Origin of the sequence: Hymenobacter piscis, from assembly GCF_018760735.1 — a bacterium.
Classification (GTDB): domain Bacteria; phylum Bacteroidota; class Bacteroidia; order Cytophagales; family Hymenobacteraceae; genus Hymenobacter; species Hymenobacter piscis.
In genome coordinates, this window is the sequence record NZ_JAHHZN010000001.1 from 495,392 (window position 1) to 512,016 (window position 16,625).

General features: G+C 62.4%; 11 protein-coding genes. 4 read left to right on the forward strand and 7 right to left on the reverse strand.

Annotated elements, in window-relative coordinates:
* Positions 1–149: 149 nt before the first annotated feature.
* The 6 genes from secA to dapF all read right to left on the reverse strand — a co-directional run bounded on the left by secA (position 150) and on the right by dapF (position 9,090).
* On the reverse strand, positions 150–3,551 hold the full coding sequence (gene secA / locus KLP40_RS02140; RefSeq protein WP_215591902.1) for a preprotein translocase subunit SecA: 3,402 nt from the start codon (positions 3,549–3,551) through the stop codon (positions 150–152).
* A 259-nt stretch (positions 3,552–3,810) separates the two neighbouring features.
* The gene (glf, locus tag KLP40_RS02145) at positions 3,811–4,992 is read right to left on the reverse strand and encodes a UDP-galactopyranose mutase (RefSeq protein WP_215591903.1); all 1,182 of its coding nucleotides are present in this window, start codon (positions 4,990–4,992) and stop codon (positions 3,811–3,813) included.
* 79 nt (positions 4,993–5,071) lie between these two features.
* A complete protein-coding gene (locus KLP40_RS02150; protein WP_215591905.1) occupies positions 5,072–6,274 on the reverse strand; it encodes a glycosyltransferase family 1 protein in 1,203 nt (400 codons plus the stop codon).
* A gap of 295 nt (positions 6,275–6,569) precedes the next feature.
* On the reverse strand, positions 6,570–7,085 hold the full coding sequence (locus KLP40_RS02155; protein ID WP_215591907.1) for a GNAT family N-acetyltransferase: 516 nt from the start codon (positions 7,083–7,085) through the stop codon (positions 6,570–6,572).
* A gap of 38 nt (positions 7,086–7,123) precedes the next feature.
* A complete protein-coding gene (locus KLP40_RS02160) occupies positions 7,124–8,131 on the reverse strand; it encodes an ABC transporter ATP-binding protein (RefSeq protein WP_215591909.1) in 1,008 nt (335 codons plus the stop codon).
* Between the two features lie 146 nt (positions 8,132–8,277).
* Positions 8,278–9,090: a diaminopimelate epimerase gene (dapF, locus tag KLP40_RS02165; protein ID WP_215591910.1), complete on the reverse strand. Its 813-nt coding sequence runs from the start codon at positions 9,088–9,090 to the stop codon at positions 8,278–8,280.
* Positions 9,091–9,305: 215 nt separating this feature from the next.
* Between dapF and KLP40_RS02170 the strand changes: the two genes are divergently transcribed.
* The 3 genes from KLP40_RS02170 to KLP40_RS02180 all read left to right on the forward strand — a co-directional run bounded on the left by KLP40_RS02170 (position 9,306) and on the right by KLP40_RS02180 (position 12,520).
* On the forward strand, positions 9,306–10,190 hold the full coding sequence (locus KLP40_RS02170; protein ID WP_215591911.1) for a class I SAM-dependent methyltransferase: 885 nt from the start codon (positions 9,306–9,308) through the stop codon (positions 10,188–10,190).
* A 179-nt stretch (positions 10,191–10,369) separates the two neighbouring features.
* Positions 10,370–11,305, forward strand: coding sequence for a Ppx/GppA phosphatase family protein (locus KLP40_RS02175; protein WP_246558578.1), 936 nt, complete (start codon positions 10,370–10,372; stop codon positions 11,303–11,305).
* A 147-nt stretch (positions 11,306–11,452) separates the two neighbouring features.
* Positions 11,453–12,520 carry an Ldh family oxidoreductase gene (locus KLP40_RS02180; protein WP_215591912.1) on the forward strand — a complete coding sequence of 356 codons (1,068 nt, stop codon included), beginning with the start codon at positions 11,453–11,455 and terminating at the stop codon, positions 12,518–12,520.
* A gap of 207 nt (positions 12,521–12,727) precedes the next feature.
* Here KLP40_RS02180 and KLP40_RS02185 read toward each other — a convergent pair whose 3' ends face one another.
* Positions 12,728–13,504 carry a murein L,D-transpeptidase catalytic domain family protein gene (locus KLP40_RS02185; RefSeq protein ID WP_246558579.1) on the reverse strand — a complete coding sequence of 259 codons (777 nt, stop codon included), beginning with the start codon at positions 13,502–13,504 and terminating at the stop codon, positions 12,728–12,730.
* Positions 13,505–13,859: 355 nt separating this feature from the next.
* Between KLP40_RS02185 and KLP40_RS02190 the strand changes: the two genes are divergently transcribed.
* Positions 13,860–16,226: an alpha-amylase family glycosyl hydrolase gene (locus KLP40_RS02190; RefSeq protein WP_215591914.1), complete on the forward strand. Its 2,367-nt coding sequence runs from the start codon at positions 13,860–13,862 to the stop codon at positions 16,224–16,226.
* Positions 16,227–16,625: the final 399 nt, after the last annotated feature.

Here is a 16,625-nt window from a genome sequence, read left to right on the forward strand (position 1 = left end):
TGACGAAGGTAAAGCGGTGGGAGTCGTCCTGACGAAGGAAGGACCTTACCGCGCTGAAACGAGACGTTGCTACGGCCGTTCCAGCGTAATAAGGTCCTTCGCAAGCGCAGGATGACAATGCGTTAGGCACCGCTCCTGAACCCTGATAGTTAGTCAATCAGCACGGCCCGGTCGTTGAGCAGGTCGTCTTCTACCGATTTGAACTTCACGTCGCGCACGATGCGGCCGTCCATGTACTGCACGCTCACCTTCTCGTTGCGGTTGGCCACTTTCTGGGAGCGGGCGGGCTGCTGCTTTTCCAGCACCTGCATGGCGCCGTCCTGCTCCAGGTCCTCCGGACCTGCGCCGAGCGAAACGGAGGAAACCTCCTTTTCGGCCTTCAGCTTGGGCTGGGGCGGCGCGACGGGCAACTCGTCCTCGGTGAAGTACTCGAACTCGTCCTCCCCGTTTTGGCCGGCCTGCACGGGCACGTCGGCGCGGAACAGGAACTGGATGGTATCCTCGTTCACCTTGTTGATCATCTGCTGGAACAGCTCGAACGACTCGAACTTGTACACCAGCAGCGGGTCTTTCTGCTCGTACACGGCGTTCTGTACTACCTGCTTGAGGTCGTCCATGGCGCGCAGGTGCTTGGTCCAGGCTTCGTCGATAACGGCCAGCACCACCACCTTCTCCATGCCCCGGATTACCTCGTGGCCCTTGTTGGCCTGGGCCCGGCGCAGGTTGGCCACGGCCTGTACCTGCTTGCGGCCGTCGGTGAACGGTACGGCAATGTTCTCGTAGGGCGCGTTCTGCCGGAGCAGGTCGTTGATGAGGCCCATCGAGTTGCCCGCGATGAAGTCATTCTTGCTGTGGTAGTAGCCCAGCGCCTCGTCGTAAAGCTTCTGGGTGAGGGCGTTGGCCGACATCCCGCTAAGATCCTGGGCGGTGAGGTGGGTATCGTAGCCGAACACGCGGATAATGGCCAGCTTGAAGTCCTCGAAGTCGTTGTTGCCCTTGTGGCCCACCACGATGGTTTCGCAGACGTCGTAAATCATGTTCCAGACGTCGAGCTCCAGCCGCTCGCCGTGCAGGGCGTTGCGGCGGCGCTTGTACACCACCTCGCGCTGGGCGTTCATCACGTCGTCGTACTCCAGCAGGCGCTTGCGGATGCCGAAGTTGTTTTCCTCCACTTTCTTCTGGGCGCGCTCAATCGAGCTCGTAATCATGGAGTGCTGAATCACCTCGCCTTCCTCCAGGCCCATGCGGTCCATGAGTTTGGCAATGCGGTCGGAGCCGAACAGGCGCATGAGGTTGTCCTCGAGGCTCACGAAGAACTGCGAGGAGCCCGGGTCGCCCTGGCGGCCGGCGCGGCCCCGCAGCTGGCGGTCGACGCGGCGGCTTTCGTGGCGCTCCGTACCGATGATGGCTAGGCCGCCCGATTCCTTGCTGGTTTCGCGCAGCTTGATGTCGGTACCGCGGCCGGCCATGTTGGTGGCAATGGTCACGGTGCCGGGGTAGCCGGCGGCGGCCACAATTTCGGCTTCGCGCTGGTTCTGCTTGGCGTTGAGCACCTGGTGGGGAATGCCCTTGAACTTGAGCATACGGCTCACCAGCTCCGAAATTTCCACGCTCGTGGTACCCACCAGCACGGGGCGGCCGGCCTGCACCAGCTCCTGAATTTCGTCGGCTACGGCGTTGTACTTCTCGCGCACGGTCTTGTAGACCTTGTCGTGCTCGTCCTTGCGGGCAATGCCGCGGTTGGTGGGCACTACCACCACGTCGAGCTTGTAGATTTCCCAGAACTCGCCGGCCTCGGTTTCGGCCGTACCCGTCATGCCGCCCAGCTTGTGGTACATGCGGAAGTAGTTCTGGAGCGTCACGGTGGCGTAGGTCTGGGTGAGCTCTTCCACCCGCACGTTTTCCTTGGCTTCCAGGGCCTGGTGCAGGCCATCGGAGTAGCGCCGACCTTCCATCACGCGGCCGGTCTGCTCATCCACGATTTTCACCTTGCCGTCGTCGGTGAGGATGTACTGGTCATCCTTCTCGAAGAGGGTGTAGGCCTTCAGCAGCTGGTTGATGGTGTGGATGCGCTCCGACTTGATCTGGAAGTCGTCCATGAGCTTCTCCTTGGTGTGGAGCTTCTCCTCACTGGTGAGAGCGGGGTCCTTCTCGATGTTGGCCAGCTCGGTGCCGATATCGGGCATGATGAAGAAGTGGTGGTCTTCGCCCTCGCCCGTAATCAGGTCGAGGCCCTTCTCCGTCAGCTCAATCTGGTTGTTCTTCTCATCAATGGTGAAGAACAGGGGCATATCGGCCTGAGGCATCTGGCGCTGGTTGTCCTGCAGGTAGTGGTTTTCCACCTTCTGCAATACGGCGCGCATGCCGGTTTCCGAGAGAAACTTGATCAGGGGCTTGCTCTTAGGCAGGCCACGGTAGGCCCGGAACAGGGCCAGGCCGCCTTCGCCCTCCTTGGGGCCGTCGTTGCCCTCCTTGATGAGCTTGCGGGCCTCTACGAGGTAGTTCTGCACCTGCTTCTTCTGGGCCTCCACTACCTTCTGGATGCGGGGCTTGAGCTGGTAGAACTCGTGCACGTCGCCGCGGGGCACGGGGCCCGAAATGATGAGCGGGGTCCGGGCGTCGTCAATCAGCACGGAGTCCACTTCGTCCACCATGGCGTAGTGGTGCTTGCGCTGCACCAGCTCCTGGGGGTCGCGCGCCATGTTGTCGCGCAGGTAGTCGAAGCCGAATTCGTTGTTGGTGCCGTAGGTGATGTCGGCCAAGTAGGCCTGGCGGCGGGCGTCGGTGTTGGGCTGGTGCTTGTCGATGCAGTCCACCGTGATGCCGTGGAACTCGAACAAAGGCGCGTTCCACTCCGAGTCCCGCTTGGCCAGGTAGTCGTTCACCGTTACCAGGTGCACGCCGCGCTTGGCCAGGGCGTTGAGGAAGGATGGCAGGGTCGAAACCAGCGTTTTGCCTTCGCCGGTGGCCATTTCGGCAATTTTGCCCTGGTGCAGCACCACGCCGCCAATCAGCTGCACGTCGTAGTGGATCATGTCCCAGGTTACCTCGGCGCCGGCAGCCAGCCACTTGTTGCTCCAAATGGCTTTATCGCCCTCGATGGTTACGTTGGGCTTACGGCGGGCGTAGTCCCGGTCGTAGTCGGTGGCCGTTACCACCAGCTGCTTGTTCTGGGTGTAGCGGCGGGCCGTTTCCTTGGTGATGGCGAAGGAAACGGGCAGCACTTCCATCAGCACTACTTCCAGCTCCTTGTTGCGCTGCTTTTCCAGGACGTCGATCTGGTCGAAGAGCTCCTCTTTGCGCAGCGCGTCGAGGTTTTCCACGTTTACCTGCTCGTGCAGACCAGCCAGCTGGTCGTCGATGGTTTTCAGGTGGGCGTTGATGCGGGCCCGGACTTCATCGGTGCGGGCACGCAGCTCATCGTCGCTGAGTTGTGCCAGTTTGGCATATTCGGCATTAATCAACGCCACGTACGGGACAATCTCCTTCAAGTCGCGGTCGGCTTTCGACCCGAAAATTTTGGCGACGGTCTTCCCTAGAAAATCAAGCATGTTGGTTTACCTTAATTGAAACGCCGGGGCGCAACTCAAATTTACAGCGTTTTTCGGGAATACCCCGGCTTATCAACCGCAAATGCACCGTCCCGGCCCGCGAAACGACAAAGCCCGCACCTCAAAGAGTGTGCGGGCTTTGCGCAGTCGGATTTGTTGTCAGGCGGGAATACGGAGCGAATGAGTGACTCGGTGAATGAGCGGGCAGTTCTTTCACTGAGAATCACTATCTCATTCACTCATTCACCGAATCGCTCATTCATGGCTTGGCCGGGTCGCGGGGAACGAGCTTTTCCATGATGGCCGTGGAGCCGAGGATGGCGGGTTTCTTGGCCTTCTGCACTTCCTCCGAGGTAGTCGTCAGCTTCTTGTAGAGCGTGAGGGCCTGGGCTACCACCTGGTCCATGTTGTAATACTTGTAGGTGGCCAGCCGGCCCACGAAATGCACGTTCGGGGTTTCGTCGGCCAGCTTCTTGTACTGGTTGTACAGCTCGGCGTTTTCCAGGCGGGGCACGGGATAATACGGGTCGCCCTCGGCCTTGGGGTACTCGTACACGATGGCCGTTTTGGGGTGCTGCTGGCCGGTGAGGGCCTTGAACTCCGTGATGCGGGTGTAGAGGTTGTCGTTGGGGAAGTTCACGACGGGCGCGGCCAGGTGGGTTTCCGTGTTCAGCGTTTCGTGCTTGAACTCCAGGGAGCGGTAAGGCAGTTTGCCGTACCGGAAGTCGAAGAACTCATCCACCGGCCCCGTGAAAATCATTTCCCTGAAGGGAATGAAGTCGATGATGTCGTGGTAGTCTGTGTTGAGCATCACCTTGATGTTGGGATGATCCAGCAGGCGCTCAAACATGCGGGTGTAGCCGTGCAGGGGCATGGCCTGGTAGGTATCGGTGAAGTACCGGTCGTCGCGGTTGGTACGGGTGGGCACGCGGCTGGTCACCGATTTATCGAGCTCCGAAGGATCGAGGCCCCACTGCTTGCGGGTGTAGTTTTTGAAGAACTTCTCGTAGAGCTGCCGCCCCACCTTGCTCACCACTACATCCTCGGAGGTGCGGATAACGGGCACGTCCTCGGCCTGCGACTCAAAGAACTGCTCCACCTCGAAGCTGTTGAGCGAGAGGCCGTAGAGCTTGTTGATGGTATCGAGGTTGATGGGCATGGGCACCAGCTGGCCGTCCACAGAGGCCAGCACGCGGTGCTCGTAGGGGCGCCAGTCGGTGAAGTCGGAGAGGTATTCGAATACCTCCCGGGAGTTGGTGTGGAAGATGTGCGGGCCGTATTTGTGGACCAGAATGCCGTCTTCGTTGTAATGGTCGTAGGCGTTGCCGGCGATGTGGTTGCGCTTATCCACGACCAGTACTTTTTTGTTAGAGCGCGTGGCCAGCCGCTCGGCCAGCACACTGCCGGCAAACCCGGCCCCTACAATGAGATAATCGAACATACAGTGGCGGTGTTTGGAAAAGAGGGGAATAGGAAAGAATAGGGTGGGCAGGCGGGTACTCGGGGCGCGGCAGGCAGTATCAGGCGGCGCTTCCGGCCGGTTGGGCAGGCAGGCGGTTTTGCATCAGGTCCACCATCTGCTGCCAGGTCTGATCCCAGCTGATGGTGGCCAAGTAGTCGTCGGTACGCTGGCGCCAGTCGGCGTCCTGGGTCTGGGTAAGCGCCTTTTCGATGGCTTGGCCGAATTCGGGGGCCGTGGCGGCAATCTGCACGAGGTTCAGGTCGCCGTAGGGTCGCACCACGTCGCGGATGGGCGTGCTTACCACAGGCCGGCCGGCGGCCAGATACTCGGGCGTTTTGGTGGGCGAAATGAACTTTGTGCTCTCGTTGTCGGCGAACAGCAGCGTGGCCACCTCCCAACCCCGCAGATAGGCGGGGAGTTCCTGGTAGTCCTTGCCGCCGAGGTAGTGAATGTTGGCCTGCCGGGGCAGGGTGGCCGGATCGATTTTCACCACCGGCCCGATGATAACAAACTGCCAATCAGAATGATTTGTAGCCAGCTCGCCCAGCAGTTCAATGTCCAGGCGCTCATCTACCACCCCAAAAAAGCCGATGCGCGGGTGGGCAATGCCCGCCTGGTCGGCGGGCTCGGCCATCTCGCGACGGGCCTGCCCGAAATGGTCCTTATCGATGCTGCTCGGAAACGGGTGGGCATCGGGGTGCTGCTCCCGCTTGGCCTCGTAGAGGGTGTGCCCACCGGTGAACACGAGGTCGGCCTGGCGGAAAAGCGCCTGTTCCCGCTCGCGCAGCACGGGCGGCGCAAACCTGAAATTGGCCAGCTCGTCCATGCAGTCGTACACGGTGAGCACCGGGCGGAAACCGGCCGTTTTACCCAGGGCCATGGGCGTGTAATACCAGCTCACGTAGCGCGTCACGTCCTGCTCCCGAAAGTACGCGCTGAGTACCTCGGCCTGGGCCTGGTCGGCGGCGGCTTCGTCGGCGCGCAGGCGCTGGGGCAGGTGCACCACCAGCACCAGCAGGCCGTGTTGGCGGGGTTTCACCTCCAAATGGGGTTCCACCTGGTCGTCGGCGTGGTAGAAGGCGTCTTCCACGTAAAACACGCGCCCGTGCCGGGCGAAGCGCGACATGAGGTGCTGGGGGCGTTGCCACACGAAGTCCCAGTGCAGATGCGCAAAGCAGATCAGGTCGGGGAGCTGGTAGGCAGCGGAAGATTCAGCGTGAGAAGCGCGCACGGGCAACTCCGCCGGCGGGGAAAGCGGCATAGGTAGCAGGAATAGACGATGGCCGAAATCCGGTAACTGCACGGGCCCATCGGCCGGACTTCCCTCGCCTATACGCCCCGGTTTTCAAAAGGATATTGTCGAGCTAAAACTATTTTAATTGGCTTAACCGAACTAAATATATTGGCAATACTATACTGAAAACCTTCGCACTCAGGCTCTGTTATGCAGCCAGCCGGAGCAGCAGACAAACCAGCTGCTACCTTTTGCCGAACCACTGCGGAGCTTGTCGCAACGCGGGAGTTATGTCGCCGCAGTATAGCCGCAGTTGTGGCCGTTACAGCAGGCACTGCATTTCCACCGCATCCTGCCAGCCCGCCGCCGTGCGCAGCCACTCGCGCCGCACGCCCACCCGCGTGAAGCCGGCCGCCGCAAACAGAGCCAGACTGGCCTCATTATCGGCCCCGATGGTGCAGTGCAGCTGGTGCAGGCGCAGTACCTGCCGCGCGTAGGGCCGCAGCAGGGCTAGCGCGGCCCGGGCGTAGCCCCGCTGCCGGTAGTCGGCCAGCACCGTGATGCCCACACCGGCCCGCTGGTGCAGGGGCTCGAAACCGAACACATCCAGCGTACCCACGGCCGTTCCGCTGGCGCGGTCCTGCAACACCAGCCGCAGCTGCCGCACCTCGAAGAAATCGGCCGCCGCGTTATCGAGGTACTGCCGCAGCACGTGCCGCGACACCGGCGCCAGCGTATCCGACACGCCCCACACGGCCGGGTCGTTTTCCAGCTGGTAGAGAAAGTCGAGGTCGTCGGCCTCCAGGGGGCGCAGGCTGAGCAGGTCAGATTGGAGCATGGGCGGTGAGCTGTTGGCTATCAGCGGTTAGCTGCTATTTATTCTCCTTCTTGCACAAACGATACCGGCGCCTCGGGGGCCAGGGCCACCGTGACAGCCCCGCCGGGCGCCACCATAGCCGACGGCTGCCGCACCCGAATCAGCGTGTCGGCCAACTGTACTTCTACCTCGTAGTAGCTGCCCAGGAAGCGCACGGCGCGCACGGTGCCGGCCACGCCGGGATGGCCGGTGGGGTGCAGGCGCAGGTTTTCGGGGCGCACGAGCAGGGCGGCGCCGGGTAATTTGCGGCGCGGGGCGGCCAGCAGGGCCCGCATGTCAGCGGCGTCGAGGCGGTTGTAGTCGCCGAAGAGGGCGGCCACGTACTCGCTCACCGGCTGGCGGTAGACCTGCTCGGGCGGGCCCTGCTGCACGAGGCGGCCGCGCTCCAGCACCAACACCTCATCGGCCCAGGGCAGCGTGTCGGTGGGGTCGTGGGAAACGAGCAGGCAGGTAATCGCCAGCTCCTCCCCCACTTCCCGGATGATGGTCTGGAGCTGGTGCTTGTGCACCCTATCGAGGTTGGAAAAGGGCTCATCGAGCAGCAGCAGGCGCGGGGACGTGAGCAGCAGCCGCGCCAAAGCCACCCGCTGCTGCTCCCCGCCCGACAGCTGGTCGGTACGGCGGGCCATCAGGCCGGTGATGCGGCAGACCTCGTACACGGCCTCGGCCTCGGCGGCGGGGCGCTTGTTGGCGTAGCGCAGCACCTGCTCCACCCGCAACGATTTGGGCAAATCCGACTTCTGCGACAGATACACAATGCCCGCATGGCCCGGCACCAGCACCTCCTGGGGCCCTTTTACGCGGCGGCCGGCAAACCGCACCTCGCCCCCGGTGGGCTGCACCAACCCGGCAATCACCTGCAACAAGGTGCTCTTGCCCGCCCCCGACTCGCCGGCCAGCGCCAGCTTCCGGCCCGCGGGCTGCGCAAAGCTGATATTCCGCAGCACCGTCGCCCCGCGCTCTTCCAGGCTAATGTTGGTGAGGGTCAGAAATTCGGTATCGGGCATAACTGCACTTGTTGGGAAGTTAGAAAGGTGAGAAGTTAGAAAGTGTCATTGCGTAGTGCGGGTTTCCAATTACAGTAAAGGGGTCGATGGCAGGGTACATGTTCAGTTCTGCACTACGTGGCCGCACTTTCTAACTTTTCACCTTTCTAACCTCCCAACTTATCCGGCATGTGGCCCTCGAACACGTAGGTGGCGGGGCCGCTGAGGAAAACGTGGGTGAAGGAGCCATCGGGCTGGGCCTCGAAGGCCACGCGCAGGTCGCCGCCGGGGGTGCGCAGGTGCACGGGGCTGGCGGCCCCGCGGCGGGAGGCGGCCAGGGCCACGGCCGTAACGCCGGTACCGCAGCTCAGGGTTTCGTCTTCCACGCCCCGCTCGTAGGTGCGCACCTGCCAGGGCTGACCGGGCGTGGCGGGCGTTTCCACGAAGTTCACGTTGGTGCCTTTCTCGCGAAACAGCTCGCCGTAGCGCAGGGCGCGGCCTTCGGCAAACACGTTCAGCTCGGCCAGGGTGCTGGCGGGCTGGAAACGCACTAGGTGGGGCGAGCCGGTATCGAGAAACACGCCGTAGCCCTCCAACTCCTGCTGGCCCAGCACGTCCTGCATGCGCAGGTGCACGGTGCCATCGGCGTCCACGCGGGCTTCGTGGGGGCCATCGGCGGCCAGAAAGCGGGCCTCGGTGTCAATCACACCGAGCTGGCGGGCGAAGGCCACGGTGCAGCGGCCGCCGTTGCCGCACATCGAGCCCAGGTAGCCATCGGCGTTGAAGTAGACCATCTCGAAGTCGTACTGCGGGTGCTCGCGCAGCAGAATCAGGCCGTCGGCCCCGATGCCGCGACGCCGGTCGCAGAGGTGGCGCACGCGCTGGTGGTCGGCGGCATCGAACTGGCTGGCCCGGTCATCCACCATCACGAAGTCGTTGCCGGTGCCCTGGTATTTGTAGAAGTGCAGCGTGGTACTCATAGGGCAAAGGTACGGACGGAGGGAGTGTGTGAGAAAAAATGTCATGCTGAGCGAAGGCGCAGCCGTAGTCGAAGAATCTCTACCGCTTCGTTGGGTTACTATGGCAACGTCAGCACGCGAGATTCTTTGACTACAGCTGCGCCTTCGCTCAGCATGACGTTCTTTTTCTCTCATTCGCCGAGTCACTCCTTCACCGCTCCTTACCTTTGCCCCGCATGTACACTTTCCTGACCACGAGCCCCTGGGCCGACTACGAGCTGCTCGACGCGGGCAATTTTGAGAAGCTGGAGCGTTTCGGCCAGCACATTCTGGCCCGGCCCGAGCCCCAGGCCATCTGGGACCCGCACCTGCCGGCCTCGGAATGGCGCAGCGCCAACGCCATTTTCACCCGCGAAAAAGGCAGCCAGGAGCGCGGCCAGTGGAAAATCAAGCCCGGCACGCCCGAGCAGTGGCTCATCGGCTACGAGCGGCCCGACGGCCTGAAGCTGCGCTTCCGCCTGGGCATGTCGTCGTTCAAGCACGTGGGCCTGTTCCCCGAGCAGGACCCCAACTGGCAGTTCATCTACAACCAGACGCGCCGGCGCAAGGCCGCCGTGCCGCGGGTGCTCAACCTGTTTGCCTACACGGGGGCCGCTACCCTGGCCGCCCGCGCCGCCGGCGCCGACGTCACCCACCTCGACTCGGTGAAGCAGGTCAACTTCTGGGCCCGCGACAACATGGAGGCCTCCAACCTCGACGGGGTGCGCTGGCTGGTGGAAGACGCCATGAAGTACGTGAAGCGCGAGGTGAAGCGCGGCAGCAAGTACCAGGGCCTCATCCTCGACCCGCCCGCCTACGGCCGCGGCCCGAACGGCGAAAAGTGGCAGCTCGAAGACGAGCTCAACGAGATGCTCAAGCTCTGCCAGCAACTGCTCGACCCCGAAGACCACTTCTTCCTCGTCAACCTGTACTCCCTGGGTTTCTCAGCCCTGATTCTGGATAACCTCGTGAGCGAAATCTTCCCCACGATGCGCGACAAGCGTGAAATCGGGGAAATCTACCTCCACGACGCTGGGGCCCGCAAGCTGCCCCTGGGCACCTTCTGCCGGTTCGCCACGTAGGGGATTTTTGGTGGGTGGATGTTGAAAGAATCTGTCATCCTGCACGAAACGAAGGATCTTGTGCCACCTGACCCGATGTGGTGTAAGGTCCTTCGCTCCGCTCAGGATAGCAGCCTGATTGCAAATCATATTCCCGCAACCACCTGCCAAAAACCAGTAACCATTAACCAAAAACCAAGATGCTGCACCGCCGCCTCGCCCTCATTGATATGGGCACCAACACGTTTCACCTGCTGATTGTGGAGCTGCCCGAAGTCGGCCGGACTCAGCCGCGCACGTTGTTGCGCACCAAAGTGGGCGTGCGCCTGGGCGAGGGCGGCATCAGCGCGGGCCGGATTACAGAGGCGGCCTACGAGCGGGCCCTGCACGCGGTGGCCGGCTTCCGGGAGGAAATGGAGCTACACCAGGTAACCGACGTGCGGGCCACGGCCACCAGCGCCATGCGCGTGGCCCAGAACGGCCCCGAGCTGGTGAAGGATATTTTCGAGCAGTCCGGCATTCAGGTGGAAATTATTGCCGGCGACCGGGAAGCCGAGCTCATCTGCGCCGGCGTCCGCCAGGCCGTGCCGCTGGGTGCGGAGCACCACCTGATCATGGACATTGGCGGGGGCTCGGTGGAGTTCATCATTGCCAACGCCGACACCATTTTCTGGAAACAGAGCTTTGAAATCGGGGCCCAGCGTCTGCTCGACCAGTTCTTTCCCGACCCCAGCGGCGTTATCACGGCCGAGGCCGTGGCCTGGGAGAAGGAGTACCTGGCCTCCAAGCTCGCCCCGCTCACGGCCGCCCTGGCCGAGTTCCGGCCGGTGAGCCTGGTGGGCGCCTCCGGTAGCTTCGATAGCCTGGCCGACATGCAGCTGGGCCGCCTGCGCGCCGAAGCCGAGCTGCCCCCCTCCACCGAGCTCGACCTGGAAAGCTTCCGCCGCAGCTACGCCCAGCTGCTGCTACTGCCCCACGAGGAGCGCAAGGCCCTGCCCGGCATCCTGCCCATGCGCGCCGACATGCTGGTGGTGGCCTGCGTCCTCATCGACTACGTGCTGGAGCTGACCGGCATCACCCGCATCCGCACCTCGGCCTACGCCCTCAAGGAAGGGCTGCTGGCCGAAATGCTGTAGCCGCCCCCCGGATGCCCCAGGGCGGAAGCCCTGGGCTACGGAACTAACCGCGTCTTTGCTCCTACCACCCAATTTTCGCGTACCCGCGCTGCTCTGTAGCCTAGTGCTTCCGCCCTGGGGCATCCGGGAGCCGCTTCTCCTCTCCCCATGACCACTACCCTCCCCTACGCCCAGCTGTTCGCCTTCACCGAAAACGTATTCCGAAGCCTGGGCTGCCCGGCGGAAGATGCCACGCTGGCCACCGAAACCCTGCTCTCGGCCGATTTGCGCGGGGTGGATTCGCACGGGGTGGCGCGGCTTATCGGCTACGTGCGCCTCTGGGAAGCCGGCCGCATCAACGCCACGCCCCGGGTGGGCGTGACCTACGAAACGCCCAGCACCGCCGTGGTAGATGGTGACGGAGGCCTCGGGCTGGTAGTGGGGCCGAAAGCTATGCGGGTGGCCCTGGACAAGGCCCGGCAAGTGGGCACCGGCTGGGTGTCGGTGAAGAATTCCAACCACTTCGGCATTGCCGGCTACCACGCCATGCAGGCCCTGGCCCACGACATGATTGGCGTGGCCATGACCAACGCTTCGCCCCTGGTGGCCCCCACCTACTCGCTGGAGCGCCTGCTGGGCACCAACCCCATTGCCGTGGCCGTGCCCGCCGGCGAGCAGCCCGATTTCGTGCTGGACATGGCCACCACCACCGCCGCCAACGGCAAGCTCGAAATTGCCCAGCGTAAGCAACAGCCCATTCCCGAAGGCTGGGCCCAGGACGCGGCCGGCGCCGGCTCGACGGACCCCAACGCGGTGAAAAACGGCGGGGCTTTGCTCCCGCTTGGTAGCGCTACCGGCTCGCACAAGGGCTACGGGCTGGGCGCGGTGGTCGACATTTTTTCGGCCGTGCTCAGCGGGGCCAACTATGGGCCCTGGGTACCCCCCTTCGTGGCCTTCCTGCAACCGGCCGCCAATCCCGTGGGCCAGGGCCTGGGCCACTTCTTCGGGGCCATGCGCGTGGATGCCTTCCGCCCCGCCGACGAGTTCAAGGCCCACATGGATAACTGGATCAGCACCTTCCGGGCCGCCCGGGCGGTGGAAGGCCAGCACGTACTCATCCCCGGCGACCCGGAGCGCGAAACCGCCGCCGTCCGGCTCCTGGAAGGCATTCCCCTGCTCGACCCGGTGATGCGCGACCTGGAAAGCCTGGGCCGCAAGTTCGGGGTACAGCTCTAAATCACAGATGACGCAGATGAAACTGATACTGCAGATTCGTTCTACTGACTTTTGGCAACATCCATTTTAACCTGTGCGGCACGTAGTATCCGCAATAAAAATAGGACACTCCTAATCGGGAGTGTCCTATTTTATTGCGGACGTTTAGCCTTCTGTTAGCCTTCAGAACGAATCTGCGGCATCAGTTTGATCTGTACCATCGGTGATTTAGATCATCTGGCGGTTATCGAGCAGGGAGTGAACGGCTACGTCCTGGTTCAGGTATTTGGAGGAATACTGAGCATCGGGGCCGCTGATGAAGATGGCGGTCTGGCCTTCCACGGCTTCAATGATGGCATCCTTCTCCGCCATGGGCAGGGCGGGGCAGCCGAGGCTCCGGCCCAGGCGGCCGTTCTGGCGGATGAAGTCTTCGCTCACGTAATCGGCACCGTGCATAACTACGGAGCGCATGAGGGCGTTGGTGTTATAGCCTTCGTCGAGGCCGGTCAGCTTGAGGGAGCGGCCGTGCTTGCCCACGTACTCGCCCTTGGTCACGTAGAAGCCCAGGCTACTCATGTTCGACTCGTTCTCGTTGGAGAAGTTGGTCGCCATGTTTTCGCCGGAGTTGTGGCCGTGGGCCACCAGAGTATGAAACCGAACTGCCTTTTGCTCCAGATCTAGCACCCAGAGGCGTTTTTCAGTGGAAGGCAGGCCAAAATCCACGACGGTGAGCAATTGTTTGTCGCTGAGCTTGCCGGCTTTTTCGAGGTTGAGGTAGCCCGTCATGGCTTTCTCGAAGACCTCGTAGCGCAGGCCCTGGTTTTCCACCTGCAGGTCGCGGTAGAGGCCCATCAGCTGTTGGTCGAAGAGACTGGCTTTGGTGGCGGCGGCCGTTTTGAGTTTCAGGTGCGAGCCGGTGGTAGCGGCCGTGGAGCGGGTAACTGGCGCGGCCAGGGGCGTGGCCATAAACAAAGCCGCCACGAAAGGCAGTACCCGACGCGCCATCCGACGAGCCCGGAGCTTCAGTCGCTGACGGTGAACCACACTTGCATTTTCCATCGGCACAATTCGTTTTGGTTGCAGAAAGGGGCGGCGCGCGCGCGGCCGCCCGGTTGCCTCTATACGCAGGGGCACGGGCGGCGGATGCACGGCAGTGAAATCGGCCCCGACGCCGGGTAAACATAGCCGGAGCCTAATCAATTCCCCAGATCTACTTTAACTGGCAAAAGCAGAACTATCATCCGGCAACAGAACATCAGCATTATTCTATTTCATTACCGATTTTCGAATCCCCGAATCTGCTCTTTCCGGCGTCCCCAACGCCGTCGTTTTTCCACAACCCAATTCCCCCAATTCCCACATGTACAACGGTACAAACTCGTGGTGGCGCAAGCTCACCCTGGCTTCGGCTGCCCTTTTCGTTTTGGGTGGCCAACCCGCCCAAGCCCAAAAAGTAGTTCTGCAGGGCTACTGGTGGGACTACTGGAACACCAACTACCCCAACGGCTGGGCTAACTACATTGCCCTGCTGGCCCCGCGCCTGAAAGCCATGGGCATCGATGCCGTGTGGCTGCCGCCCAGCATCAAGAACGGCAACCAGGGCAACGGCTACTCGCCCTTCGACAACTACGACCTGGGCGACAAGTACCAGAAGGGCTTCACCGCCACCCGCCTCGGCAACAAGGATGAACTGCTGCGCGCCGTGGCCGTGCTGCACGCCAATGGCATTGAGGTGGTGCAGGACCTGGTACTCAACCACAACGACGGAGCCGGCTCCCAGACCGGCGGCGGCGGCCAGGACCCGGCCGCCTGGGAAGACTTCACCACCAGCAAGTACAAAAACTTCCGGTACGTGAGCTACAGCCGGCCCGCCACCGATGAAACGGCCGCCAACTACCTGGCCCGCAACGGCCGCTTCCCCAAAAACTGGCAGAACTTCAACCCCAACCCCGGCAACAACTCCACCTCCGGCGACCAGAATCAGATTCTGTTCGGGCCCGATATCAGCTACTACAACGGCTCCTACGGCCAGAGCTCCAACGCCACCTTTAACCCGGTGCAGGGCGCCGACTACATGCGCAATAACGTGCGCAACTGGCTGGTGTGGTACAAGAAACAGGTAGGCTTCGATGGGGTGCGCCTGGATGCGGTGAAGCACTTCCCGGAGTTTGCCATGGAGGATTTCCTCTACAACCTGCAAAGCAACGCCGGCTGGGCCTCGGGCGGCGCCTCTATGTACGCCGTGGGCGAATGGGTAGGCTCCGGCGGTCAGATGGACAGCTGGGTAGCAGGCGTGCAGAACCGCGCCGGCACCTTCGATTTTTCGCTGCGCAATGCCCTGTACAGCATCGTGAGCGGGGGCGGCAACTTTGATATTGGCAGCCTGCCCACCTACCAGCAAGGCGCCCGCGTGTTCCAGATCAACGGGCAATTCGTGCACCGTACGGTGCCGTTTGTGAACAACCACGACACGTTCCGGCCCCAGGTGGGCAGCACCGGCAACTATACCGGCTGGAACACCGGCTCGGAGCTGGCCCCGCACATCGACCCGTTTGATCCGCGCCTCTCGGCTGCCTATGCCGCCGCGCTGGCCGTGGATGGCTCGCCGCAGATTTTCTTCGAAGACCTGTTCAACATCGGCAACACCGGCAAGCGCTACTCCCACCAGCCCACCAGCACCGTAGACCTGCCCCAGCGTTCCGACATCGAAAACCTGATCTGGTGCCACCAGAACCTGCGCTTCAAGGACGGCGCCTACAAAGTGCGCTGGCAAGCCCAGGACCACCTCGTCATCGAGCGGAGCACCAAGGCTATTATCGGTATCAACGACAACTTCAGTGCCTGGCAGAACAGCACGGTTTCGTGTGATTTCGCGCCCGGCACCGTGCTCAAGGATTACTCCGGCGCCAACGGCACGGCTACCGTCACGGTGAGCGGCTCCCGCACGGTGAGCATCAACACGCCGCCCTGCAACGGCACGGCCGCTGGCGGCCGCCGTGGCTACTCGGTATGGGCGCCCGTGGGCATCAATACCAACTACGTGCGCGCCGCCATGGCCACCACCCAGGAATGGGAGCTGGCCGACGACCTCGGCGACAGTGACAGCCGCTCCCTGCGGCAGGGCGGGCAGCTGCCGGCCTCGTCCACGGCCTACCGCACGGCGGGCCGCATCTACGTGCAGTCGGGCAAGGCCGTCACCTACAACCTGTTCCCCACTAATGCCACCCGCAGCCTGACGGTAGAGCTGGTGAGCGGCACGAGCACCATCGTGAGCAGCCGCACCGGCACCGGCAACCTCACGGGCACCTACACGCCCACAGCCACCGGCTGGCTCACGCTGCGGGCCAAGAACGCCTCCACGGCCAACCCGGCCCAGCGCGCCTTCATCAAGGCCACCTACACCGCCCCGGCCGTGCTGAGCACCACCGCCCTGCGCGAAAGCACCGTGCTGGCCGCCAAGGAAGCCACCGTCAGCGGCGCCGACCTGGCCGTGTACCCCAACCCCACCGCGTTTGACCGCATCGACCTGGTGATTCAGTCGCCGAAGGAACTGACTGCTACGCTGCAGCTGACTGACCTGCTGGGCCGCCGGGTGCACGAGCAATCGGTGCGCCTGTATCCGGGCTCCACTGAGCAGCGTCTGCGCGTGACCCAGAGCCTGCCCGCCGGCGTGTACCTGCTCAGCGTACCCGAACTCAACCTGAGCCGGAAAGTGGTGGTGCGGTAATTTCTTCACGCTTTCGGTACACAAAAGCCCCGTCGGACTGCTCCGGCGGGGCTTTTTATGTGCGCATTTCTCTGGATACGGTTACTGCTTCTATTTGCATATAACATCTTCATTATCTGATATCAACATTGGTCCATTCGGATCATTCGGCAGAATTTTCACTTTGACAGAATCACCAATCTCATACTTTTCCGAAGCTACTCCTTCGTTTTCATAAATGCGCCCTTCGTACAACAGAGCAACTTTGGTCTTCCAAGTGCTTTTCAAGTAATTAGGACTTACGCAAACGGCTTTCTCAGCGTACCAAGCCCATGAAAGTCACCGCTCAATTGTATGGCCAGTTTCTGCTCAGCAGCCAGGTCAACTACACCGGCACTTACTTGGCCGAGCACCTGGCCG